This is a genomic window from Dyadobacter diqingensis, assembly GCF_024220585.1.
GTDB lineage: Bacteria > Bacteroidota > Bacteroidia > Cytophagales > Spirosomataceae > Dyadobacter > Dyadobacter diqingensis.
The window spans coordinates 1-23,155 of the sequence record NZ_JAMXKF010000019.1 but is presented as its reverse complement, the minus strand read 5'-3'; the positions used below and the strand labels follow the sequence as shown (position 1 = coordinate 23,155).

Sequence of the window (23,155 nt, the reverse complement as noted above, 5' to 3'; positions counted from 1 at the left end):
TATACCTAAAGATAAGCAATTCAAAAAAATAAACAACACTAATAAAAGTAAAAAGAGACTGCCTTTTTGAGACAGCCTCTTTTATTGGAATCGGCTTTGATATTGTTTGCGGCTAACATAGCTAATCGCTAACAGCTAAGCCTGGATTATATTTTCTCGTCTTCTTTTTTGAAGCTCTCGAAACCACGGTGGTTTGATTCTTCGTACAATCTTTCCTTAGGCAGGCTGCGGAAATAATCGTAAGTGATTTTCAGACCTTCTGCACGGGATACTTTCGGCTCCCAGCCAAGAATTTCTTTTGCTTTTGTAATATCAGGCTGACGTTGTTTCGGATCGTCCTGTGGAAGATCTTTATAAACCACTTTCTGGTCTGTACCCGTCAAAGCGATGATTTCTTCTGCAAATTCTTTAATCGTGATCTCACCCGGATTCCCGATGTTTACAGGCAATGAATAATCGCTCAATAAAAGACGATAAATTCCTTCAACCAGGTCATCAACATAACAGAATGCACGTGTCTGAGAACCATCACCAAAGATTGTGATATCCTCACCACGAAGCGCCTGTCCGATAAATGCCGGCAATACACGTCCGTCATTCAATCGCATTCTAGGTCCGTACGTGTTGAAAATACGTACGATACGCGTTTCAACCTCATGATAACGGTGGTAAGCCATCGTGATCGCTTCCTGATAACGTTTCGCTTCATCGTAGCAGCCTCTTGGCCCAATCGGGTTTACGTGGCCCCAGTATTCTTCCGTCTGCGGGTGAACCAAAGGATCTCCGTACACTTCCGAAGTGGAAGCAATGATAAAACGTGCTTTTTTGGCAAGAGCAAGTCCCAATAAATTATGCGTTCCCATCGCACCCACTTTTAGTGTCTGGATAGGAATTTTCAAATAATCAATCGGGCTGGCCGGAGAGGCGAAATGCAGGATATAATCCAAATCTCCGGGAATATGCACGTATTTGGTAACGTCGTGATGATTAAACTCGAAATTTGGATTAGGCATCAGATGTTCGATGTTGCGCAGGTCGCCCGTGATCAGGTTATCCATTGCAATAACATACATCCCCTCTTTTAAAAATCGCTCACAAAGATGCGACCCTAAAAAACCTGCCGCTCCGGTTATTAATACACGCTTCATGAATTATATAATTAGATTTTGAGATTAAAATGGCAGATCCGAGATATTAAAAACTGAGATTTCAGGAATAAAATTATGCCATAAACATAACCTGCCTCCTGAAATCTCTATCTCAAAATCTATAATTATGATACTTTTTCTCTACCAATGCTGAAATAAGTATATCCCATTTCCCGCATTGTGTTCAATTCGTAAAGATTACGCCCGTCGAAAATTACTTTATTTTTAAGCAATTTACCCATTTTTTCAAATTCAGGCGTACGGAACTGAGGCCATTCAGTAAAGATCATCAGAGCATCTGCGTCATCCAGGGCTGCATAAGGTGTATGGCAGAAAGTAACTTTGTCTCCCAAAACTCCTTTCACATTGTCCATCGCTTCCGGATCGTAAACCGTTACAATAGCACCTGCTTCAAGCAAAGCCTCGATATTCTCCAAAGCCGGTGCTTCACGGATATCATCAGTATAAGGTTTGAAAGCCAATCCCCACACGGCAATTGTTTTTCCTTTCAGATCATTATTGAAGAAATTATTTACCATAGGCAAAAGTTTTTTCTTCTGATCATAATTTACTTCCATAACCGACTTCAAAATTCTGAAATCGTAGTCGTAGTCCTCTGATGTTTTGGCCAAAGCCTGAACATCCTTCGGGAAACAGCTACCGCCATAACCGATACCCGCAAAAAGGAAACGTTTTCCGATACGGCTGTCCGTTCCGATACCACGACGAATGTCATCCACGTTAGCCCCTACCTTTTCGCAAAGGTTTGCGATCTCGTTCATGAACGTAATTTTCATGGCAAGGAAAGAGTTAGCAGCGTATTTCGTCATTTCCGCAGAACGCTCATCCATGAAAATCACAGGATTTCCTTGACGAACCAACGGCGCATACAGTTTCTCCATTACCTTTTTCGCTTTTTCAGAAGTTGTTCCCACCACAACGCGGTCAGGCTTCATGAAATCTTCAACGGCCACACCTTCGCGTAAAAACTCAGGGTTTGAAACTACGTCAAATTCAACTTTTGCATTTTTTGCGATCGTCGCACGTACTTTTTCAGCGGTTCCCACAGGAACAGTACTTTTATCAATGATCACGGCATAATGATCCAAAATATGTCCCAGATCATCCGCCACTTTAAGGATATACTTCAAATCAGCAGATCCATCTTCACCCGGAGGTGTAGGCAGTGCTAAAAAGATTACTTCTGCATCCTTAATTCCTTCGGCAAGATTGGTGGTAAATTGTAAACGGCCTTCGGCAACATTACGGTCAAAAAGTACGTCCAGACCTGGCTCGTAAATTGGAATGTCACCGTTTAGCATACGCTCAACTTTCTTAGCGTCGATGTCTACGCAAAATACCTGATTACCTGTTTCGGCAAAACAAGTTCCTGTTACCAAACCAACATAACCGGTTCCTACTACTGCTATTTTCATAAAATTGTAATAATAATATAGCTGCGATGAATTAGATTTCAGTTAACGCAAAAAATTGCACTTTATTAAGCCGAAAAAAATCCGACCAGAACAAAAGTAATTTTTTTAAACGAATCCCTCCTCCTCTTGTCGTCATTTGTTTTTTATCGGTCAATGAAATATGTTCATTTCTTCTTATAATTGAACAAAACATATCTTCTCATCAACAATAATCATCATGGACACTTCCAGCACAGCTGAAAACCCGGGGTCCGGAATCCGTTCACTTATCGAACAGTCGGTGCGCGACTTCGCAGCAAGGGAAATCAAACCGAATATTAACCAATGGGACGAGGAGCAGTTCTTCCCAAAAGATGTTTTCCATAAACTGGGAGAACTTGGCTTGATGGGCATGCTTGTCCCAGAAGAATTTGGCGGAGCCGGCCTGGGTTACAATGAATACGTGACTGCCATTATCGAGCTTTCCAAAGTCGATCCTTCCATTGGCTTATCAATGGCCGCCCACAATTCTCTTTGTACAAATCATATTCTGATGTTTGGGAATGACGAACAAAAAACGAACTACCTGCCTAAACTGGCTTCGGGAGCCTGGCTTGGAGCCTGGGGACTGACAGAGCCCAACACGGGTTCTGACGCAGGCAATATGCGTACGGTTGCCGTCCGTGAAGGAGATGGCTGGGTCGTTAACGGATCGAAAAATTTTATAACCAATGGTAAAAGCGGAGACCTGACGGTACTGATCGCCAGAACCGGGGAGCCAGGTGATAAACATGGCGCCACCGCCTTTATTATTCCTCAGGGAACACCCGGTTTTACCGCAGGCCGGAAGGAAAATAAACTCGGAATGCGGGCATCCGAAACCGTAGAACTCATTTTTCAGGACTGCCGCATTGGCGACAGCCAAAGAATGGGTGAGGTTGGCGACGGCTTTATTCAATCCTTAAAAGTGCTGGACGGCGGAAGGATTTCAATCGCTGCTTTGGGCGTTGGTACCGCCATAGGCGCTTACGAGGCTGCATTGGCCTATTCCAAAGAGAGAAAACAATTTGGCAAAGCCATTTGCGACTTCCAGGCAATCGCTTTCAAACTGGCCGATATGTACACCGATATTCAGGCTTCCTCCCTGTTGACCTATCACGCGGCGGCTCTGAAAGATCAGGGAGAAAAAGTAACCCTCCCGAGCGCGGTTGCCAAATACCATTCCTCTGAAACCGCCGTGCGAGTCGCCAATGAAGCAGTGCAGATTTTTGGAGGTTACGGTTTTACCAAAGATTATCCCGTAGAAAAATTTTACAGAGACAGCAAACTTTGTACGATTGGCGAAGGGACCAGCGAAATCCAGAAAATGGTTATCTCAAAAGAAATCCTCAGAGATTAAACAACGCCATCCATCACGCAAAATTACCGGCGGGCTCGTTTGCGGCTCGTTGGTAATAGATCGTTAGGAATCCGGCAGATGCAAAGTTATTTTCGTACTAAACCATAATCTCAAATACTATGACTCCCTTATTAGTACTTCTGGCTCTTGTTGTGCTCACCATTCTGATGACGGTGAAAGTCGTACCACAGCAAACCGCCTACGTACTGGAACGACTTGGTAAATTTTATGGTGTGCTCCAACCGGGGATTAATTTTATCATTCCCTTTTTCGACCGGATCGCTTACAAATACACACTCAAAGAATCCGCCATTGACATTCCTGAACAAATATGTATTACCCGTGATAACGTACAGGTGCGCATGGACGGTGTCATTTTCATTCAGGTAATTGACCCCAAGAAAGCTGCCTACGGTATCGCCGATTATACCTTTGCCGTGATTCAGCTTGCGCAAACTACCATGCGTAGTGAAATCGGGAAGCTTGATCTTGACAAGACTTTTGAAGAACGTATGACCATCAACCGGGCCGTGGTACAATCCATTGATGATGCCGCGATCGGCTGGGGCGTAAAGGTGCTTCGTTATGAAATAAAAAATATTACGCCTCCGCAAAGTGTGCTCATTGCCATGGAAAAGCAAATGCAGGCTGAGCGGGAACGCCGGGCTGTCATTTTACAATCCGATGGTGAAAAACAAGCTGCTATCAATGTGGCGGAAGGACAAAAGCAAAAAGCCGTTCTTGAATCCGAAGGTTTGCGTTTACGCCAGATTAACGAAGCAGAAGGTGAAGCCGCGGCTTTAAAATCCGTTGCCGAGGCAACTGCCGAAAGTATCAGGCTCGTTGCAGCGGCCATCCAAAATGAAGGCGGCATTGAGGCGGTTCAGTTAAAAGTAGCGGATAATTTCGTCGATCAGTTCGGAAAACTGGCGAAAGCAGGAAATACACTTATTCTTCCGGCTAACTTCGCCGACATGGGCTCGATGATTGCCGCAGCCATGAGTATTGTAAAATCATCCGAACCTAAGAAATAATGATGGAATTGTCGTTGCCGCAAATATGGATGATTATCGGACTGCTGATGCTGGTAGCAGAATTGGTGAGCGTCGTATTGGTTTTTATATTTTTCGCTGTTGGCGGACTGGTTACTGCGTTGCTCGCTGCCATCGGATTGTTGCCTACGCTGGAATACCAGATCATGGCCTTTTCCGCCATTTCCATTCTGACATTAATTATTTTCAGAAAACATGCCCGGAAGTTATTGGAGGCAAGGCGTGACAAACAGGAAGAATATAAGGAGTTTGTAGGCGAAACGGCGATGGTCATCCGGGATATTCCATCCAACGGTTCAGGAAAAATATACTATCGCGGAGCAGAATGGAGCGCCACATCCAATAATCACAATCCCATTGAAGCAGGCAGCAAAGTGGTTATTCAGCGGACGGAGGGGATCACTTTGGTTGTAGAAGAGTCTTAGTTATTTATCAGAATAATGTCCTTTTGCCGCAATAACAAAAACAGTTATCGATTCTTCAATCACCTGATACACCAGCCTGTGTTTTTTGTCCAGCCTTCTTGACCATAAACCGGCAAGATTGTGTTTAAGCTGCTCCGGCTTTCCAATGCCGTTATAGGGATCATCAGACAGCTCTGTAAAAATTCTTTCAATACGATTGACAAGCGCCTTATCACCAGATTTATAAAGTTGAGCCAAATCTTTTTTTGCTTTGTCAGAGACATTTAAAGAATATCTGCCCATATATTTTTAAGATCCCTGATCGTAGTTACCTTGCCAGCCTTAACGTCTTCAATCCCTTCTTTTATCGCGGTAAGAATATTGGGATCTGAGAAAAAAATATCTGTTTCCGTACTTTCGTCTATCGGTATCAGCAATACGGATTTACGCTTCTTGCCACGATGTATAATCACTCGCTCTGATTCTGCCAGATCAAGATAATCTTTTTGCTTTTCCCTGAATTCTCTTGCTGTTATCACTCGCATTTTGTGTACCTTTTTGTGTACACAAATTTAAACAAATATTAGTCATTATCATAGCATCCGCAACTTGGGAACACTTACCAAAATAATCAAGCAACAAAAAAGCGGCAGGGTTTCAGAAGTATGATTTCTGAAACCCTGCCGCTTTGTATTATCCAATAACTTACTTCTTCAAAGCCTCTTCAACAGGATTCCCGATATTTCCGCTTGGCGGCAGGATGTGTAAAAGAGAAGCTATTGTGGGCGCTATATCCGAAACGGAAGTACGTCTCAACGTTTCGCCTTTATTAATTCCCCAGCCGAACAAAACAAACGGAACCTGCGTGTCATAGTTGTAAGGCGTTCCGTGGGAAGTTCCTGTTGAACTGCCATAAAACCAACCTGGCTGCGTGATAATCTGGATATCTCCGCTCCTTTTCGCATTCACATTATTTTTGTAAAGTTCAAGCTGATAAGTATTCAAAGGCGCTCTGCCCATATCTGTCAGGTTGAGTACGTCCGCGATACCATCTACCGGTAAAAGTGATTCTCTCACGACTTCAAAAACCTGGGTTGCAGTGATTTTCTTCTTTTTTAACAGCGAGTGGTTCAGATACAGCTGGTTGTTTTCGCTGCTGGCGATGTAAACACCCTCACCAAAAGTCTCGTTCAGATTCTTTTTCACGATATCTCCCAACACCGTTCTACTGGCAAGACCAGCCGGTAACTTATGCGCTTTGGCAAAGCCAGGAACATCCACAACACCGTGATCGGCTGTAAGGAAAACTGTATAATTTCCTTTGCCTGTCCAGCTGTCTAAAAAAGAAAACAGTTCGGCAAATTCGCGGTCAAGTTTCAAATAATCATCTTCCTGCTCCACCGAATTTGGTCCGGCCATATGTCCGATTTTATCCGGAGAAGAAAAACTGATCGCCAAAAAGTCTGTGTCAGCACCTTTTCCAAGCTTTTCACCTTTTACAGCTTCAATCGCCATTTCCTTTGTGATCGTATTTCCCCAGGGCGTGCTTGTCACAGTACCGAATGCATCTCCGGCAAAACCAGCCAGTTCATAAGGAAAAACAGGTTTTTTCGCACCCGGTAATTTTCCTTCCCAAGGCACATCATCAGCCGTGCTCTGAGTATATTGCTCGATAGGATTCAAAGTCTGCCAGCCCTTTTTCAAATATTCAGAAGGCATTTTCCTGGCATTATAGTCCTTTACCCACTGAGGCAGATCTTCCATGTAAAAAGTACTGGTTACCCAGTTTCCCGTGTTGGAATCAAACCAGTATGAGCCGTTGGCTGTGTGCCCCGCAGGTAAAATTGATCCACGGTCTTTAATAGCGACACCAATTGTTTTGGAGCGGAAATTGGTAGCGATCCGTAACTGATCAGTCACTGTGCTGGTCAGCAGATTTTTTGGCGACATTTTACCAACACTTACATTATTACTGCCGACCGTCTTCACCGTGCTGTCTTCCACACAGTAAACGCCTTTGGCAGCATTTTGATCGTACCACTCGTTCCCGATAATTCCGTTAATCGCCGGAACGGAACCGGTATAAATCGAAGCGTGACCGGCAGCAGTTACCGTTAAAGCATAACTGTAATGATTATTACGGCAGTTGAAGCCTTCATTCAAAAATCGCTTGATTCCTCCTTCGACATATTTGTCATAATAGCGATACAGGTAATCATAACGCATTTGATCAACCACGATACCTACAACCAATTTAGGTCTTGCAAGCGTTTTAGTATTTGTAACGACTGGTTTTTTGGGCGTTTGGGCAGCAACCGAAAAAGTTGCAAAAAGTCCCATAACCCAGAAAGATAGTTTTCTCACGTGTCAGGAATATTTATTAATTGATGTCAAAAGTATATTAAAATTTAAAAGAGGACATGCTTTTAATGGGATTTTAAGGTCTCAGTTCTTTTTCAAAGCCTCCTCAACCGGATTCCCCACATTGCCGCTCGGAGGAAGAATATGCAGCAACGACGAGATCGTTGGGGCAATATCCGCAATCGTAGTCCTCCTAAGCGTTTCGCCTTTGTTCACTCCCCAGCCATACAGCAAAAAGGGAACGTGGGTATCATAATTATAAGGCGTTCCGTGGTCAGTACCGGTGGCACCGCCGGCAAACCATCCGGGCTGAACTATCACCTGAAGATCCCCGCTCCGTTTGGCGTTCACGTTATTTTTAAACAATTCAAGCTGATACGTATTCAACGGCGCTTTGTTCATATCCTGCAAATTAAGTACATCGGCAATCCCCTTGACCGGCAACAAAGCCGTTCTTACCACGTCAACCGCGTCCGCTATGGATATCTTTTTTGCTTTCAATAATTTATGATCCAGATACCACTGATAATTTTCGCTTGCCAATACATAATCACCCGCTCCAAAAGCATCTGACAATGACTTTTTCACCATGTCTTCCATTTGCGTTGCGTTCAGCAAACCTGCCGGCAACTTATGCTCCTGCCAGAAAGCGGGAACATCCATTCCTCCGTGGTCAGCGGTGAGAAAAACCGTATAATTCCCTTTACCAACCCAACCGTCCAGAAAAGTGAACATCTCGGCAAATTCCATATCCAGACGCAGGTAGTTATCTTCCTGTTCCACAGAAGTCGGACCAAAAGCGTGGCCGATCCGGTCAGGTGAAGAAAAACTGACAGCCAGAAAATCGGTATCTTTTCCTTTTCCCAGATTTTCACCTTTGATAGCAGCCAGCGCCATATCTTTCGTCATTGTGTTTCCCCAAGGCGTTGTTGTCACCACGCCAAAAGCATCACCCGCAAGTCCTGCCAGCTCATATGGAAAAACCGGCTTGGCAACACCCGGCAATTTCCCCTCCCAGGGTTCATCATCTGGTGTACTTTCAATATATTGTTCAATCGGTAAAAGCGTGTTCCATCCGCGTTTCAGATATTCCGAAGGCATTTTCTTGGTGTTATAATCCTGAACCCATTTTGGAAGCTCCTGGGTATAATACGTGCTGGTAACCCAATTCCCGGTTTTAGAATCAAACCAATAGGCACCGTTTGCGGCATGACCTGCCGGAAGAATCGAAGCGCGGTCTTTGATCGCAACACCTATTGTCTTTGAGCGGAAATTCGTGGCAATTCTAAGCTGATCAGTGACCGTGCTAGTCAGCAGATTTTTGGGTGACATTTTGCCGACGGTAACGTTATTACTGCCAACCGTTGCTACCTCATGATCATCGGTGCAATATACTTTTTGTCCGGTAGCCGTATCAAACCAGTCGTTCCCCACGATACCGTTGATCGCCGGCAAGGACCCGGTATAAACCGCCGAGTGCCCCGCGGCTGTTACCGTGAGGGCATAATGATAGTGGTTGTTCCGACAATTGAAGCCGTCATTGATAAGTCTTTTGAAGCCACCTTCAGTGTATTTATTATAAAAGCGGTAGAGATAATCATAACGCATCTGATCCACCACAATGCCGACAACAAGTTTTGGTCTTGCCAGGGTGGTTGATTTCGGAGCTTGTTTTGGGGAATTCTGAGCATAGACCAAAGAACTCAGCATGCATCCCAGTAACACTGCATGCGTCGAGAATCTGGATATGTATTTCATAAAAAGGGGTTTAAGAGATTTATGCTGACGCAGATTAAATTCTGATCGCAAAGTAGGGAAAATATATCTTCTTACTTCAAATGTATACGCCTGAAAGATTTGTTCAGGCTAATTTAAGTTTAACAAATAGTTATCTTCTGTCAAAAGTAAAACCGCGTTCCTTTACGTTCTGAAATGATAAAATTACGCGACGGTCTAAAATCAGGCTTTCCCGCAACGCCGGCGGGTTATTTGATGTATTCATTAATTGAAAGCAAACCGCTATATTCATTTCTTTTTTAACCTATGGGAATTCATCAACCGGATTCTCAGTTTTGTTACTATGATCACAAATAATCCAATGACGCGTAACCCAAAAATCAGCCAGGTTTTACTTCTGGTCATCTTAGGAATTCTGGCAGGATGCAGCTCGGGAATCCCCATTTCAACAAGCAAGAAATACCCGATCGAAGTACTTTATGAAAACCAGTCGCTCGACCGCCCCTATTCCGAAATTGGCTGGGTGGAAATCAGCAGTGAAGATTCCCTGACTGCGAGACAAACTCAGAATAAAAAAATGATGTACCGCGGCAACGATGCCGAAACAAAGGAACTTCTTGCGGCGCGTCTGGTGATGAAAGCACAGAAAATAGGGGCCAATGCGCTTATTAACGTACAATACAAATATTATACTTCGGTAAAAAAGGAAGGTTATATCATGAAAGGCCTTGCCGTAAGATATCGCGGAGAGTAAGACAAAATCAGGCCGTCTCGTACACGACAATATCATTCATTTTTCATTCTTAATTCATCATTCCTAACATGCTTTTCACAGCCGACCTATCCAATATGCCCGTTGAAGCAGAATCGCGGGTGATCGTCCGGTTTCAGGATTGTGACCCGTTAATGCATCTGAACAACTCAAAATATTTTGAATATTTTTTCAACGTCCGCGAAGACCAGGTTTCAAAATTGTACGGTTTCAGTTTTGAAGCCATGTTCAGAGAATTGAAAACGAGCTGGGTGGTTTATCAGCACCAGATTGCCTACGTACGGCCTGCACTGATCAGTGAATGGACTCGGATTACCTCCCGGGTTATTCATTACAATGAAGACACCATGGTAACTGAATATTTCATGACCAATGACCAACGCACCGAATTGAAAACGATGCTCTGGACTACGTCAAAACATATCAGCATTGTTACGGGGAAGAGAGTACCGCATCACCAGGAAGTTATGGATTATCTGGCTGCAACCTGCGTGCCGGGGATTGATTTCCCAAACCTGGAATTCAGCGACCGCATTCATCAGATCAAATACGCCCTGTCGACAGGTGCTAACGCATAAGTTCTTTTCTTGAAATCAGCTTGTTGTTGCTTGTGTCTTTTTCAGACGAGTCCGGAACCGGAATGGTGTAAGGGATCTGAAGAGCCACAGGTTTCGGCATCACCTTGAAGCGGTTAAAACTGTGCGTGAACTGCATACTGACACCACCCGTCGTCAACGTGTTGTTCAGGTAAAGCGAGTTCTGAATGTTCCGGTTATAAGCCTTCGCACGAACAGAACCATTGGGCGTAAGCCAATATTCCAGCGTCCACTCACCCAGGATACTCGTTGCATCATATTGGTTAGCCCCGGTAGTTCCCGAACTGATACGTCCGTCACGGGTTATCCGGAAACGGTCGTTGAGAAAACGATATGAAAAACGAAGCTGCAAATTGTTAAGCGCATTCTGATCCAGTGAAAGACCGCTTACACCGACTTCCAGATTCTCATTCAGGGTAGAAGCCCAACGGCTGATCTGGTTTGAAACCAGTTCACTGATGCTATTGCCGACGAAATTCTGGTTGGTGGTGACATTCGCTTCCGGCAACAGCTGATTCACAACCAGCAAGCTGCTTACCTGCCTGCTCAGCTCCTGTTCATCCGATTTCAGCTTAGTCTGGAAAGCTTCGAGCTGCCCACGCAAATTGCTTAGCGAGGGATTGTCAAGGATCTGAAGATCATACTTAATCTGTGGAGACATCAACCGGTCAGACAGCGCGATTGTAACTTCCACAGGATAACGACGCGATAATATGGCAGCTTCCGCGCTATTCGTAGTAGAGGTATTCGGCAGTACACCAGCGAGGGAAACCAGTTGCTTATAACCCGTTTTCACATCCAGCTGCGCCCCATAAGGGTCCCCTGACCAGACTATTTTGCTGCCCGGCTTAATCGTGAATTTCTTGTTAATGATATTTTGCAGCGTGAAGTTGTAATCTCCCTTATCAATTTCATAAGTGCCCACCATCGTAAAATCACCCTTGGTATCGATGTTGAGATTCAGACGCCCGCTTCCGTTAGCCCTGATGATATCGCCTGTTTGCCGGTCAAATATGATTTCGCAGGTCGCGTCAGGGGTAAGGTTAAAATTAAAATTCATTTTGATACCTCCCGCAACTTTACTTTGCTGCAAGTCTTTGGACGACGACGTGCTGTCCTCCTTTGGCATCTGGCTTATGAACTGGATATAATCCTGCGTAGCCACCTCCGTAGCCCCATCCAGCGGAATATGTATCCTGGTATTTTTATTACTGGTCACATTGGCCTCGATATTCATGTTATCGATCGGGCCGTAAATATTTACCGGGCCTGTTACATAGGCTGTTCCATAGAACATATCATTGTCCTTACTGGCCGTATTCAGAATTTTGAAATTGCGCAGATCGGCGTTGAAGCCCAGACTGAAATATTTGAAACCATCATGAAAAACACCACCACGGAGCGATGCTGTATTACCGTCAGGATCCGTCAGTGTGATGTTATTTACCGTTATTTCGCTTTCTGTAAAATTGATCTTATCACTGAAAGTAAACACCGATTGGAGATAATCAAACTTCATACGCCCTTTTTCCACCATCAGCGAACCATCCAGTACCGGCGCATTCAGCGTCCCCTTAATCAATACCGTACCGTGCGCCTTCCCGCTGACATCAGAAACCAGTTCCTCAGAAAATGGCTCCAGTGCCTTGAAATCCATGTCATTGAATATCGCTTTCAGATTTAGCGTATTGGCACTCAATTTGGGACGATAGGAACCGACCAGACTAAAAATTCGTCTTGCGTCCTTATTCAGTTCCGCATCGATTTGCAGTTGGCTATCAAACTGGTCCCACTCTCCGGTTCCTGAGAAATTTCCAAATTCATAGTTTGCATAACCCAGACTTTCAATATTAAAATTGGCATCCAAAACCACGCTGTTGTACGCGTCGCGCACTTTGGCCGAGCCATCCATGATCCCAGAAAGCTGCGTCGTAAATACGGGGTTCAGCGTTCCGAGTTTAAAATTCTTGATATCCAGAAGTAGTGTTTTATCCGGATCTGACGACAAAATTCCGTTCAGCGTCAGTCGCTGCCGCCCGTTTATTAAACCCAGATTGCTGAAAGTGACGTCTTTGCCAACGATCGAAATCAGACTGTTTTCAGGCATATTCCACTCTTCATCCAGCAAATTTAGTTTGGAGTTTTTAAAACCTATATCCAGACCAGCGGGCAAGAACCGTATTTCTCCCGTTAAATTGGCACGGTTAGTACTGCTGACCTGTCTTATGCCGCCATTAAAATCAATATGGTCCACATCCCAGGTCCCTTCCAGTTCCAGTTTTTCCGTGGGAACGAGTGTACTGATCTGTTGCTTATCCGAGATCACCAGCACCGACGCCAAAACCTCCGCGCTGTTAACAAACTTGGAAGTCGTCACGTCGACTTCTGAATTGATGAACTGATTTTTCCCATAACGGGCAGTATCAGCTACCGCATTCAAAGAAACAAAGGCAGTATTATCCATCTTGAATTTGCCTTCCGCTTTCGAACCATGGGAGACGTACACATCCGGGCTTAAAAAAGCCAGAAACTGCCCAATATTTTTGGTTTCAACTTCGTAGTCAATTTCATATTTGCGCAAAATTGTCTTTTTCTCCTTTTTCGCGTAGTAAGCATTCCGGTCTGAAAGATTCTCAAAGAAATAAAGCTGATACTCAGACAAAACCTGGTTAATATCCTTCCAGGCCTGCGTAGGAACAAAATCACCTTCCATCCGCGCAGTCAAAAACTCGCTTTCCAGATTTAAAATGCGTTTGTCAAGCCTTTGACGTGACGAAAACAGCAGCGTATCAATAACCAGATTCCGCTCCTTTTTCGGAGTGATCAAAAAAGTATTCAGCAATTTGGCATCGCCTACCAGTTCGTCGACGGTATTTCCGGCCACTTTCACATCGAGCTGCGTACGAAGCGTAATGGCGTCTTTGGTAAAACCAAGCGGCAAAAGATTCGCCTTTTCAATCACCCCCTGTAAATCAAAAGAGTTCTTAGGTTTTGACAGATCAAACTCCCCTTCCAGGTTTACGACCAGGTTTGAATCCCGCGAACTAACCAATCCGTTGAAATACTGATTTTGTAAATTCCCTTTTAAACCAATATTTCTGTAATCGTAATTTTTGAACCCAATCCGGGTCACCATCGCATCCATGTTGGTCGACGCATTGGCCAGATCAAGGCCCTTTCCATGAATATTTCCTGAAAAATCCAGTCGCTGCCAGGTTTCCGGCAGGTCGATCAGCTTGCCGAGTTCAAAATCCGTGGTGGCAATATCGCCGGAATAGGTGGTTGATTTTACGTCTGAAATATGAAATAACAGGTCTCCCGACACTTTCCCCAGTTCCGAAGAAGCAGAAGCCTTCACATCAAAGTCCTCAATTGTTCCTTTGAAAGTGCCGTCAAGAAGCGTTGTTCCAAACTTTTGCAATGTTTCATGCGATTTCCATTCAGGATAATATTGCACGAGATCCACCGGAAGCACTTTGGACAATGACAACTTAATATCCATGACCGGGCTGTTATCCGGCAATCCTTTAAAACCTAAATCTCCCAGCAAACGGCTTCCCTGACCGAAGTGAATATCTGCGCGGGATAGCTCAAAATCATCCACGCGACCATCAAAATCACCCGAAACTTTCCAGGTTTCGCTGAGCCTGTCGACATATTCCGAAAATAATCCCAGGTCAGAGGAATGAATATAACTGTCGACAAAATGCCCCCGGAGGAACACTTTATGGTTAAAATCTCCCAAATCCCCCGAACGGTTGTAGTGGAAACTGATGTCGTTGCTGATAAATGAATTCCCGACACGCGCACTCAGTTCTTTCAGCTCCATTTTCTTCTGACAAAACAGAAAACGGGTATCCAGATCATGCATTTTTAAACCCGTCTGGCGGTCAACCGTTTTCAGATTTTTGGCAAGAAACGAGATCGTGTCCCCCTGCGCCAGAAAATCTTTCAGGTCGGCATTCAGCTTGTTAAGTTCAAAGTGGGAATAATCGAAAATCCGGGAGCCCTTGTACCGCGGTCTCCTCGGGTCGTCATAACGGAACGTTCCATCGACAATCCTGGATTTCCCGATTGTAAAAGGCGTATTATTTTCCGGAGCATTTGCCGGCCGGGGCGTATTGGATGAAGTAAGTTCAACGATGCGGTTGATAAAACCGTCAATATTCAGATCGCCTGTTTTCGGTACGACAATCAAATGGACATTCGGCTGGTACAACGTCACCTCATCCAGGTGAATTTCCTTTGACGAATTATCGATAATGTCCTGCACATTCAGGTTTACGTCAATCCGCCCGACATCGATCATTTGCTGCTGCGTGGTGTCCTTCACAGAAACGCCCTCCAAAGACACCACATCAAACCATTTGATATTAACGCGTGTTATGTGAATGGGATAACCCATTTTCTCGGAAATCGTGGCAGTAGCTGTTTTGACCAGAAAAGTCTGAACTGAGGGGAACTGCACGGCAACGGTAACGATCCCGAGCGCCAAAAGCGCAAAGATCATTAGCACAACCAGAACATTGATGATCGCCTTCAGGGATTTTAACATATATAGCTTCGCAGCAGATTCCTGCGTATCTTATCGTTAATTGCTTATTTTTGCGAATATTATTCAAATTTCATGAACATCCTCGCGATAGAATCGTCTTGCGACGAAACCTCGGCCGCTGTTTTATCTAACGGCAAAATTTACTCCAATGTTGTTGCTACGCAACTCATTCATACACAATATGGCGGTGTTGTCCCTGAATTGGCATCAAGAGCACATCAGCAACACATTCTGCCGGTTGTAGATAAAGCATTGAACTATGCAAAAGTAACAAAAAAAGACCTGCATGCCATCGCTTTTACAAAAGGACCTGGTTTATTGGGCGCTTTGCTCGTCGGTACGTCTTTCGCAAAATCCATGGCGCTTGGCCTTGGCCTGCCCCTTATTGAAGTGAACCACATGCAGGCACACGTGCTTGCGCATTTCATACAAGACCCAAAACCTGAGTTTCCGTTTTTGTGCCTTACCGTGAGCGGCGGCCACACGCAGATCGTGAAAGTGAACAGTCCGCTGGATATGGAAATCATTGGCCAGACCCGCGATGATGCTGTCGGTGAAGCTTTTGACAAAACGGCAAAATTACTGGACCTGCCTTATCCCGGCGGCCCATTAATCGATAAATATGCCAAAACCGGAAATCCGCTGGCTTATGGCTTCCCACTGCCGGAAATGCCCGGACTGGATTTTTCTTTCAGCGGGATCAAAACCTCGTTTATGTATTTCTTACAAAAACAGGTGCGGGAAAATCCGAATTTTATTCAGGAAAATATTGAAGACATTTGCGCCAGCATCCAGTACACGCTCGTGAATATTCTTTTGAAAAAATTGAAAAAAGCGGCAAAAGAAACAGGAATCAAAGAAATCGCGATTGCCGGCGGAGTTTCTGCCAACTCAGGTTTACGGACATCCCTGCTTGAATTAGGAGAAAAACTAAACTGGAAAGTTTATATTCCCGACTTTGAATATTGCACCGATAACGCAGCGATGATTGCCATGGCAGCGCACTATAAATTTCTTGAAAATGATTTTTGTGATCAGACGGTCAGTCCGATGGCAAGAATGGAGTTTTAAACCGTAATTAAGTTATCTCATGGTTCTTTCGGAAATCTGGATTTACCCCGTAAAATCGCTTGCCGGCATTCGCCTTACAGAGGCGCAGGTACAGGAAAAAGGCCTTCAATATGATCGTCGCTGGATGATTGTAGACCAGTTCGGACGTTTTCTGACCCAGCGAGAATTCCCCCACATGGCAATGCTGGAAGTTGCGGTCCGCGAGAATTCCCTGTTGATTTCAAACAAGCTTAAACCGGAAGAAAATATTTCGGTTCCCTTTCAACCGGTAACTGCCGAGGTTATGGCTGTAACGGTCTGGGATGATGAGGTTGAAGCGCTGACGGTTAGCGACGAAGTGGATACCTGGTTGAGCGAACAGCTGGAAATGGTTGTAAAACTGGTTATCATGCCAGAAACCACCGAGCGCAAGGCAGATCCGCGTTATGCGAAAAACAACGAAAATGTAAGTTTTGCGGACGGTTTTCCATTTTTATTAATCTCGCAGGCGTCCCTGGACGACCTGAATGCACGACTGGAAGAACCGATTGTCATGAAGCGTTTTCGCCCCAATTTCGTTGTGACTGGTACAAAACCGTTTGCAGAAGATACATGGAAATCGATTCAAATCGGGGCACTATCCTTTGATATTGTAAAACCCTGCGCACGCTGCGTGCTGACAACGATCGATCCGGAAACGGCAGAAAGAGGGAAAGAACCGCTTAAAACCTTAGCCACCTACCGAAGGGTTAACAACAAAATTCTCTTCGGCCAGAATGTGGTGGCAAAACAACATGGCCTTGTCAGACAAGGTGATGAAATTTTATTGACAGAATAAAAAGTCTTTTGTGAAAGGAAATTTACTAAGCTTCATCTTACATACGATCCGAAAATTCCGACTGATTCATTTACACTGGATGAGTCTTGATATGGCCGCAGGTGCCATAATCTCACAATTGGCACTTAGCCGTATCCCGTTGGGAAAAGCTGCAATTAATTATCCTGTAACGATTGTTTTAGGCTTGGGCGTCTTCATTGTTTCCAACCTGAACAGGCTTTTGGATAACAGAAAACCGGCCAAAACAGAAACGAAAAGGTTTCTTAGCAATCAAAAAGAGCGGATCGATTTTCTGAAAATCATTGCATCGGCTTTGACTTTTGCGATCGGAACCGGTTTTTTCCTGCCGGCAAATCTCTGGAAACTTTGCATTGGATTAACCGTATTTTCAGGATTAGCCCTCTGGCTCACTTCACGTTTGCCAGATAAAAGCCCTTTGCAAGTGTTAAGAGAGCCATTTTACGCTGCTGTTTTAACGACCGCAATTTTGGGAAGTATAGTTTTAAATGGCCCGGATCCAGGCATAGAGATTAAATACATCAGCATTCTGTTTTTCCTGATCGTATTTCAGAACTTTCTGCTCGCCTCTTATTTTGACGCCGTGGAATATGCCAACGCATCTAATATGGCTACGCGTTTAAAAGCGCTTCTGGCGAAGCAGATTCTGCACTGCATTACTTTAATTGTGCTGGCAGGATGTATCGCCATCTGCCTTAAAACAGAATTCCGGTATACCCAACGCTTGTCGATTATCCTGTTGAGCATGTCGGTATTGCAGTCGCTGATTTTGCAAAAGACCAAGTTTCTCACTCAAAATATCTACAAAGGCATCCTGATAACACTCGTGCTTATCCTGCCCTTTCTGGTTCTCTGATCAAAGAAAAAGGCTTGCCTCCTGATGGAACGACAAGCCTTTTTCTTTATAAATTTCTGACTGTTATGCCTGAGATTCTGTTTCTCCCGCTCCATAGGTCTGGAAAGGACTTTTCATAATCCCTCTCTCCGAGTTACGGATAAAATTGACAACCTCATCACGTTCGTTGGATGGTGGCAATTCCAGTTCAATTTTTTGCAAAGCCTCAGCATTGTTAAGGCCTCTCATATAAATGTAACGGTAGATATTCTGGATTTCAATGATCTTCTCATTGCTGTACCCTCTGCGGCGTAGTCCGACGGAATTGATACCGGCATAAGAAATAGGTTCACGCGCCGCTTTGGTAAACGGTGGAACATCTTTACGTACCAGTGAAGCACCGGAAATAAAAGAATGCGAACCAATCTTAACAAACTGGTGTACCGCGCTCATAGCACTCACAATAGCCCAGTCGTCCACATGAACGTGTCCGGCCATTTGTACATTGTTGCCAATGATACAATTGTTCCCGACACGGCAATCGTGTGCCACGTGTGCGTAAGCCATAATCAGACAGCCCGTACCAACCACTGTTTTCCAATGCTCTTCCGTACCGCGGCTGATGGTGGCGTATTCACGAACTGTTGTATTGTCACCAATGATCGTCAGTGTGTATTCATTATTGAATTTCAAATCCTGCGGTGTCGAAGAAATAACGGCACCAGAGAAAATACGGCAATTCTTACCAATACGCGCCCCTGCGTTAATAACCGCATGTGAGCCAATCCACGTCCCCTCGCCTATTTCTACATCTGCATGTATCATGGCGAACGGTTCAATTTCTACATTCTGCGCGATCTTCGCATCAGGATGGATATATGCTAACTGTTGTGTCATTTTTTCTTTACTAGACTTGCGATCATATCTGCTTCACACACCAGCTGTCCGGACACATATCCCCGGCCGCTCATTTTTACAATTCCACGTTTCATGGGTGAGGTAAAAACGCATTTGAATATTACGGTATCGCCAGGGAAAACATTCTTACGGAAACGGCAAGCGTCAATTCCTATCAAATATGGCCAGTAATTATCCGGATCCGGTACGCTGCTCAATACCAGAATACCACCGGTTTGTGCCATAGCTTCCAGCTGTAAAACACCCGGCATTACCGGATTTCCCGGAAAATGTCCAAGGAAATATTCTTCATTGATGGTTACATTCTTAATCCCAACCACACTGTTTTCATCCAATGCAATGATTTTATCAATCATCTGGAAAGGATAACGGTGTGAAAGAAGCTGTCCGATCTGATTGATATCCAACACCGGTGCCTTATTCGGATCGTACTGAGGAATATCCCCTTTACCCGATTTAATCAGCTTCTTGATTTTTTTAGCAAGCGCCACATTAGCCGCATGGCCAGGACGTGCTGCAAGAATCTGAGCTTTTATCGGTCTCCCGATCAACGCCAAATCACCGATCAGGTCAAGAAGTTTATGTCTTGCCATCTCGTTTGGATAATGCAGGTCCACGTTATTTAAAATACCGTTCGACTTGTCAACACTAACCTTTGGCTGGTTTAATAATTGTGAAAGATGATCAAGCTCGCCATCTTCAACCTCGCGGTCAACGATCACAATGGCATTGGTAAGATCACCGCCCTTAATCAGATTTTGTTTGAATAGAGATTCTAATTCATGCAGAAAAACGAATGTACGGCACTTTGCAATATCATCCTTAAACAAGGTGATATCATTAAGAGACGCGTGCTGACTGCTGATCACTTTTGAATTGTAATCAACCATCACCGTTAAGCGATAATCAGACAATGGCAAAGCTGCCATTTCGATATCGTTTTCTTTATTTTTATAATGAACGTATTCCGGCACTTCGAAATAGTTGCGGTATGCATTTTGTTCTTCGATGCCTGCATCGATCAAAGCGTCGATAAACTTGATCGAGCTGCCGTCCATAATCGGAGGCTCAGGCCCGTCCAGCTGTATCAGAACGTTATCGATCTGCAATCCAACCAGGGCAGCTAATGTGTGCTCGACTGTATGAATACGGGCTCCGTTTTGCTCGATGGTTGTTCCACGAGACAGATCCACGACATTATCTACATCGGCATCAACAATTGGCTGATTCGGTAAATCAACACGTTGAAATTTATAACCGTGATTGGCCGCAGCAGGAACAAATGTCATCGTTGCTACCACACCTGTGTGTAAACCCACTCCCGTAACTGATACGGATTTTTTTATGGTCTGTTGTTTTTCGTTCATTATATTCTCCTAATCTACTAAAAGGCTGCGGGGCTTTGCATTTGTGCCAAAAATATGAGCTTATTCAACGCTCTATTGTCTAATTCCTTTCTTTTTTTAATGTTCCGAAACTTCACGTCTGCGTTCCAGTTCTTTTAATCTTTCTTCCAGTTCAGGCAGCCTTCTTGTCAACGCCATCGCCCTCAAATGTTCAGAAAGATCCCTCGCCGGCGAACCCGAAAGTGACAATCCTTCTTTCTTGATAGACTTACCCAGCCCGGACTGTGCACCAATTTTGGTATGGTTTGCCAGGGTAATATGCCCGGTAATCCCCACCTGACCCGCAATAACACATTGCTCGCCAATGCGTGACGAACCGGAAACACCGGCCTGTGCTGCAATTACGGTATTTTTTCCAATCTCCACATTATGTGCGATCTGAACAAGGTTATCAATTTTCACGCCTTTGCGGATAATTGTTGATCCCATCGTTGCACAATCGATTGTAGCATTGGAACCGATGCTAACATCGTCCTCAATAATTACATTTCCAAGCTGTGGTATTGTTTTGTAAGATCCATCCTTTTGCGGGGCAAATCCAAAACCATCACTTCCGATAACCGTATTCGCAAAAATACAGCAGTTTTTACCGATGATGGTATTGTCGTAAATTCTTACACCCGGATGAATGATGGTATTATCACCAACCTCAACGGCGTCTCCCAGATAAGCACCAGGATATATTTTTACGTTGTTCCCTATTTTACAATTTTTCCCTATGTAAGAAAAAGCGCCACGGTAACCAAACGGGCCCATCTCGCTGTTTTCACCAATAAAACTTGGCTGCTCAATGCCATTTTTTCCCGTTGCAATGCGTTTCTGATATTCTTCAAGAAGCACTGTAAAGGCAGTATAAGCATTGTCTACATAGATTAATGTAGCACTGATATCCTGCTTGGGAACAAAATCTTTATTAACAATTACTGCCGAAGACTGTGTGGTATAGATATAAGGTTCGTATTTACTATTGGCCAGGAAAGATATACAACCTGGCTGCCCCTCTTCAATTTTTGCGGCCGAATCAATTGTAACTGTATCATCACCAACGGTAGTTCCATCAAGCATCTTTGCAATCTCGCTGACAGTAAATTTCATATTCTCGGCTAATTTCTGGTAACGTCTTTGTAAGTAATAAAGCGAATTCTAAAAAAGGCTTCTTTTTGTCGGTGAAAGAATTGACATCCTGACTAACCACGCAAAGATACATTTTTACCCCAACATACATAATACTTGCGGACAATCTTAGTGAGTGCTTCGATCGTTGGAATGTCAGAAGCATCGGCAATATCCAGCAAAGTACCATCTTTCATTTTGACCTTTATGGGATCCTGTTCCTTTTCATATGCCCAATTCGTAGTTTCACCGGTCACTAAAAAGTATGACAACTCACTTTCCAAAATCCCTTCGGATAAAAGTTTTTTTCTCAAAGGAGCCAAAATTTCCTCTCCGGGAACGGTATCAAAAAAGCTGATTTTAAATAAATGCCTATCCAGCAATCCTTTACACAATGCAGACAAAATTACATCCGGATGTTTGGTCCACCCCTTGACTGAAGCCCATACGTCGTTATCATCCAAACTGTTGAAAGATTCCAGTAAATCAGGATTAAATTCAAAATCGGCCAGTGTAAATTTCTTTTCAAGGAATCGGAAAAAATCCGGCGTCGCAAATAAATTTTCTCCTTTTGCCGTCAATTCCCGGGCACGTCTCAAAATTTGCGTCAGCATAGCCTGGGCACTCAATAAGGTTTTGTGCAGATAAACCTGCCAGTACATCAGCCTCCGTGCGTGCAAAAAGTTTTCAATACTCAACAATCCTTTTTCCTCAATCACCAGCTGATCCTGACTGATCTCAAACATTTTTATCAGGCGGTCTGCACCAATGGAACCCTCAACAACGCCCGTATAAAAACTATCACGGTTTAGGTAGTCCATCCTGTCCATATCCAGCTGACTTGAAATCATCTGGTGAAAAAATTTTCTGGGATAAACCCCTTCAAACATCTGGATCGCGATATCAAGCCTCCCGTTCATTTGCCGGTTAAGCTGTTTCATCATCGCCAGAGTAACCGACTCGTGCGCCACACCCGGCATCAAAACTTTTTCGAGCACATGCGAGAACGGACCGTGGCCCAAATCGTGCAAAAGAATCGCAGCTTGCGCCGCTTCCACTTCCGGCTCCCATATCAAATGCCCCTTTTCCTGCAAAGTTCGCAAAGCCTGGCTCATCAAATGCATGGCGCCCAGAGCATGGTGGAAACGGGTATGGAGCGCACCGGGATAGACAAAATCAGCCAATCCCAACTGCTTAATCCGTCTTAAACGCTGAAAATAGGGATGTTCAACCAGATCAAAGAGCAGATCAGAGGAAATGGTGATGAAACCGTAAACGGGATCGTTGATTATCTTTCTTTTGTTCAAAACGTAGTTTTTTTTTACAAAAATAGTAAACTACGAACGCAGAAAAGAATGAAATCTTATGATAATCATTTGGAGATTTGATCTCTTTGACTAATTTTGCACTCCAAACTCTTTTACAGAGCGGGCCTATAGCTCATTCGGTTAGAGCAACTGACTCATAATCAGTAGGTGCCTGGTTCGATTCCAGGTGGGCCCACATTGAAAATCAAGGACTTAGAGAGAAATTTCTAA

Annotated in this window: 19 protein-coding genes and 1 tRNA gene; 9 read left to right on the top strand and 11 right to left on the bottom strand. The window is 44.2% G+C overall.

Annotated elements, in window-relative coordinates:
• Nucleotides 1–146: 146 nt before the first annotated feature.
• Nucleotides 147–1,148 (bottom strand): UDP-glucuronic acid decarboxylase family protein, encoded by a 1,002-nt coding sequence (locus tag M1L62_RS29100; RefSeq protein ID WP_254563162.1) that lies wholly within the window; start codon nt 1,146–1,148, stop codon nt 147–149.
• 125 nt (nt 1,149–1,273) lie between these two features.
• Complete coding sequence (locus tag M1L62_RS29095) at nt 1,274–2,584, bottom strand: UDP-glucose dehydrogenase family protein (RefSeq protein ID WP_254563161.1); 1,311 nt, start codon at nt 2,582–2,584, stop codon at nt 1,274–1,276.
• Between the two features lie 217 nt (nt 2,585–2,801).
• On the opposite strand from M1L62_RS29095, the gene M1L62_RS29090 reads away from it, so the two are divergent.
• From M1L62_RS29090 to M1L62_RS29080, 3 genes are all read left to right on the top strand, one after another.
• Nucleotides 2,802–3,962, top strand: coding sequence for an acyl-CoA dehydrogenase family protein (locus tag M1L62_RS29090; protein WP_254563160.1), 1,161 nt, complete (start codon nt 2,802–2,804; stop codon nt 3,960–3,962).
• Nucleotides 3,963–4,081: 119 nt separating this feature from the next.
• Complete coding sequence (locus M1L62_RS29085; RefSeq protein ID WP_254563159.1) at nt 4,082–4,996, top strand: SPFH domain-containing protein; 915 nt, start codon at nt 4,082–4,084, stop codon at nt 4,994–4,996.
• Nucleotides 4,996–5,439, top strand: a complete 444-nt coding sequence (locus M1L62_RS29080; protein ID WP_254563158.1) for an NfeD family protein — start codon at nt 4,996–4,998, stop codon at nt 5,437–5,439. The genes M1L62_RS29085 and M1L62_RS29080 overlap by 1 nt, the downstream gene beginning before the upstream one ends.
• Here the strand turns inward: M1L62_RS29080 and M1L62_RS29075 are convergent, their stop codons facing one another.
• The 4 genes from M1L62_RS29075 to pafA (M1L62_RS29060) all read right to left on the bottom strand — a co-directional run bounded on the left by M1L62_RS29075 (nt 5,440) and on the right by pafA (M1L62_RS29060) (nt 9,537).
• A complete protein-coding gene (locus M1L62_RS29075; RefSeq protein WP_254563157.1) occupies nt 5,440–5,721 on the bottom strand; it encodes a Txe/YoeB family addiction module toxin in 282 nt (93 codons plus the stop codon). It abuts the gene before it with no gap.
• Entirely contained in the window at nt 5,703–5,963 is a 261-nt protein-coding gene (locus M1L62_RS29070; protein WP_254563156.1) for a type II toxin-antitoxin system Phd/YefM family antitoxin, read from the bottom strand. Before M1L62_RS29070 ends, M1L62_RS29075 begins: the two co-directional genes overlap by 19 nt.
• A 160-nt stretch (nt 5,964–6,123) precedes the next feature.
• A complete protein-coding gene (gene pafA, locus M1L62_RS29065; protein WP_256527793.1) occupies nt 6,124–7,758 on the bottom strand; it encodes an alkaline phosphatase PafA in 1,635 nt (544 codons plus the stop codon).
• Between the two features lie 105 nt (nt 7,759–7,863).
• The gene (gene pafA, locus M1L62_RS29060; protein WP_254563155.1) at nt 7,864–9,537 is read right to left on the bottom strand and encodes an alkaline phosphatase PafA; all 1,674 of its coding nucleotides are present in this window, start codon (nt 9,535–9,537) and stop codon (nt 7,864–7,866) included.
• 340 nt (nt 9,538–9,877) lie between these two features.
• Between pafA (M1L62_RS29060) and M1L62_RS29055 the strand changes: the two genes are divergently transcribed.
• Together M1L62_RS29055 and M1L62_RS29050 are read left to right on the top strand one after the other, a co-directional pair.
• Nucleotides 9,878–10,270, top strand: coding sequence for a hypothetical protein (locus tag M1L62_RS29055; protein ID WP_254563154.1), 393 nt, complete (start codon nt 9,878–9,880; stop codon nt 10,268–10,270).
• A 68-nt stretch (nt 10,271–10,338) separates the two neighbouring features.
• Entirely contained in the window at nt 10,339–10,866 is a 528-nt protein-coding gene (locus tag M1L62_RS29050; protein WP_254563153.1) for an acyl-CoA thioesterase, read from the top strand.
• Here the strand turns inward: M1L62_RS29050 and M1L62_RS29045 are convergent.
• A complete protein-coding gene (locus M1L62_RS29045; RefSeq protein ID WP_254563152.1) occupies nt 10,856–15,439 on the bottom strand; it encodes a translocation/assembly module TamB domain-containing protein in 4,584 nt (1,527 codons plus the stop codon). The genes M1L62_RS29050 and M1L62_RS29045 overlap by 11 nt on opposite strands.
• 72 nt (nt 15,440–15,511) lie before the next feature.
• Between M1L62_RS29045 and tsaD the strand changes: the two genes are divergently transcribed.
• Genes tsaD through M1L62_RS29030 form a run of 3 tightly spaced genes read left to right on the top strand, consistent with a single transcriptional unit; the run spans nt 15,512 to nt 18,201 of the window.
• Nucleotides 15,512–16,510 carry a tRNA (adenosine(37)-N6)-threonylcarbamoyltransferase complex transferase subunit TsaD gene (gene tsaD, locus M1L62_RS29040; protein ID WP_254563151.1) on the top strand — a complete coding sequence of 333 codons (999 nt, stop codon included), beginning with the start codon at nt 15,512–15,514 and terminating at the stop codon, nt 16,508–16,510.
• A 19-nt stretch (nt 16,511–16,529) separates the two neighbouring features.
• Entirely contained in the window at nt 16,530–17,327 is a 798-nt protein-coding gene (locus M1L62_RS29035; RefSeq protein WP_254563150.1) for an MOSC domain-containing protein, read from the top strand.
• Between the two features lie 10 nt (nt 17,328–17,337).
• Nucleotides 17,338–18,201, top strand: coding sequence for a hypothetical protein (locus tag M1L62_RS29030; RefSeq protein ID WP_254563149.1), 864 nt, complete (start codon nt 17,338–17,340; stop codon nt 18,199–18,201).
• Between the two features lie 63 nt (nt 18,202–18,264).
• Here M1L62_RS29030 and lpxA read toward each other — a convergent pair whose 3' ends face one another.
• From lpxA to M1L62_RS29010, 4 genes are all read right to left on the bottom strand, one after another.
• Nucleotides 18,265–19,077 carry an acyl-ACP--UDP-N-acetylglucosamine O-acyltransferase gene (gene lpxA, locus M1L62_RS29025; protein WP_254563148.1) on the bottom strand — a complete coding sequence of 271 codons (813 nt, stop codon included), beginning with the start codon at nt 19,075–19,077 and terminating at the stop codon, nt 18,265–18,267.
• A complete protein-coding gene (locus M1L62_RS29020) occupies nt 19,074–20,465 on the bottom strand; it encodes a bifunctional UDP-3-O-[3-hydroxymyristoyl] N-acetylglucosamine deacetylase/3-hydroxyacyl-ACP dehydratase (RefSeq protein ID WP_254563147.1) in 1,392 nt (463 codons plus the stop codon). Before M1L62_RS29020 ends, lpxA begins: the two co-directional genes overlap by 4 nt.
• Nucleotides 20,466–20,561: 96 nt before the next feature.
• On the bottom strand, nt 20,562–21,599 hold the full coding sequence (gene lpxD, locus M1L62_RS29015) for a UDP-3-O-(3-hydroxymyristoyl)glucosamine N-acyltransferase (protein ID WP_254563146.1): 1,038 nt from the start codon (nt 21,597–21,599) through the stop codon (nt 20,562–20,564).
• 92 nt (nt 21,600–21,691) lie between these two features.
• Nucleotides 21,692–22,924, bottom strand: a complete 1,233-nt coding sequence (locus tag M1L62_RS29010) for an HD domain-containing protein (protein ID WP_254563145.1) — start codon at nt 22,922–22,924, stop codon at nt 21,692–21,694.
• 122 nt (nt 22,925–23,046) lie between these two features.
• Here M1L62_RS29010 and M1L62_RS29005 point away from each other — a divergent pair.
• A tRNA-Ile gene (locus M1L62_RS29005) sits at nt 23,047–23,120 on the top strand.
• Nucleotides 23,121–23,155: the final 35 nt, after the last annotated feature.

Bases quoted from the DNA above. Each gene is read 5' to 3' on its own strand.
- M1L62_RS29080 (WP_254563158.1), top strand. From the start codon at position 4,996: ATGATGGAATTGTCGTTGCCGCAAATATGGATGATTATCGGACTGCTG.
- M1L62_RS29090 (WP_254563160.1), top strand. From the start codon at position 2,802: ATGGACACTTCCAGCACAGCTGAAAACCCGGGGTCCGGAATCCGTTCA.
- lpxA (WP_254563148.1), bottom strand. From the start codon at position 19,077: ATGACACAACAGTTAGCATATATCCATCCTGATGCGAAGATCGCGCAG.
- lpxD (WP_254563146.1), bottom strand. From the start codon at position 21,599: ATGAAATTTACTGTCAGCGAGATTGCAAAGATGCTTGATGGAACTACC.
- M1L62_RS29085 (WP_254563159.1), top strand. From the start codon at position 4,082: ATGACTCCCTTATTAGTACTTCTGGCTCTTGTTGTGCTCACCATTCTG.
- M1L62_RS29070 (WP_254563156.1), bottom strand. From the start codon at position 5,963: ATGCGAGTGATAACAGCAAGAGAATTCAGGGAAAAGCAAAAAGATTAT.
- M1L62_RS29020 (WP_254563147.1), bottom strand. From the start codon at position 20,465: ATGAACGAAAAACAACAGACCATAAAAAAATCCGTATCAGTTACGGGA.
- M1L62_RS29050 (WP_254563153.1), top strand. From the start codon at position 10,339: ATGCTTTTCACAGCCGACCTATCCAATATGCCCGTTGAAGCAGAATCG.
- M1L62_RS29100 (WP_254563162.1), bottom strand. From the start codon at position 1,148: ATGAAGCGTGTATTAATAACCGGAGCGGCAGGTTTTTTAGGGTCGCAT.
- M1L62_RS29035 (WP_254563150.1), top strand. From the start codon at position 16,530: ATGGTTCTTTCGGAAATCTGGATTTACCCCGTAAAATCGCTTGCCGGC.
- M1L62_RS29075 (WP_254563157.1), bottom strand. From the start codon at position 5,721: ATGGGCAGATATTCTTTAAATGTCTCTGACAAAGCAAAAAAAGATTTG.
- pafA (WP_256527793.1), bottom strand. From the start codon at position 7,758: ATGGGACTTTTTGCAACTTTTTCGGTTGCTGCCCAAACGCCCAAAAAA.
- pafA (WP_254563155.1), bottom strand. From the start codon at position 9,537: ATGAAATACATATCCAGATTCTCGACGCATGCAGTGTTACTGGGATGC.
- M1L62_RS29095 (WP_254563161.1), bottom strand. From the start codon at position 2,584: ATGAAAATAGCAGTAGTAGGAACCGGTTATGTTGGTTTGGTAACAGGA.
- tsaD (WP_254563151.1), top strand. From the start codon at position 15,512: ATGAACATCCTCGCGATAGAATCGTCTTGCGACGAAACCTCGGCCGCT.
- M1L62_RS29045 (WP_254563152.1), bottom strand. From the start codon at position 15,439: ATGTTAAAATCCCTGAAGGCGATCATCAATGTTCTGGTTGTGCTAATG.
- M1L62_RS29055 (WP_254563154.1), top strand. From the start codon at position 9,878: ATGACGCGTAACCCAAAAATCAGCCAGGTTTTACTTCTGGTCATCTTA.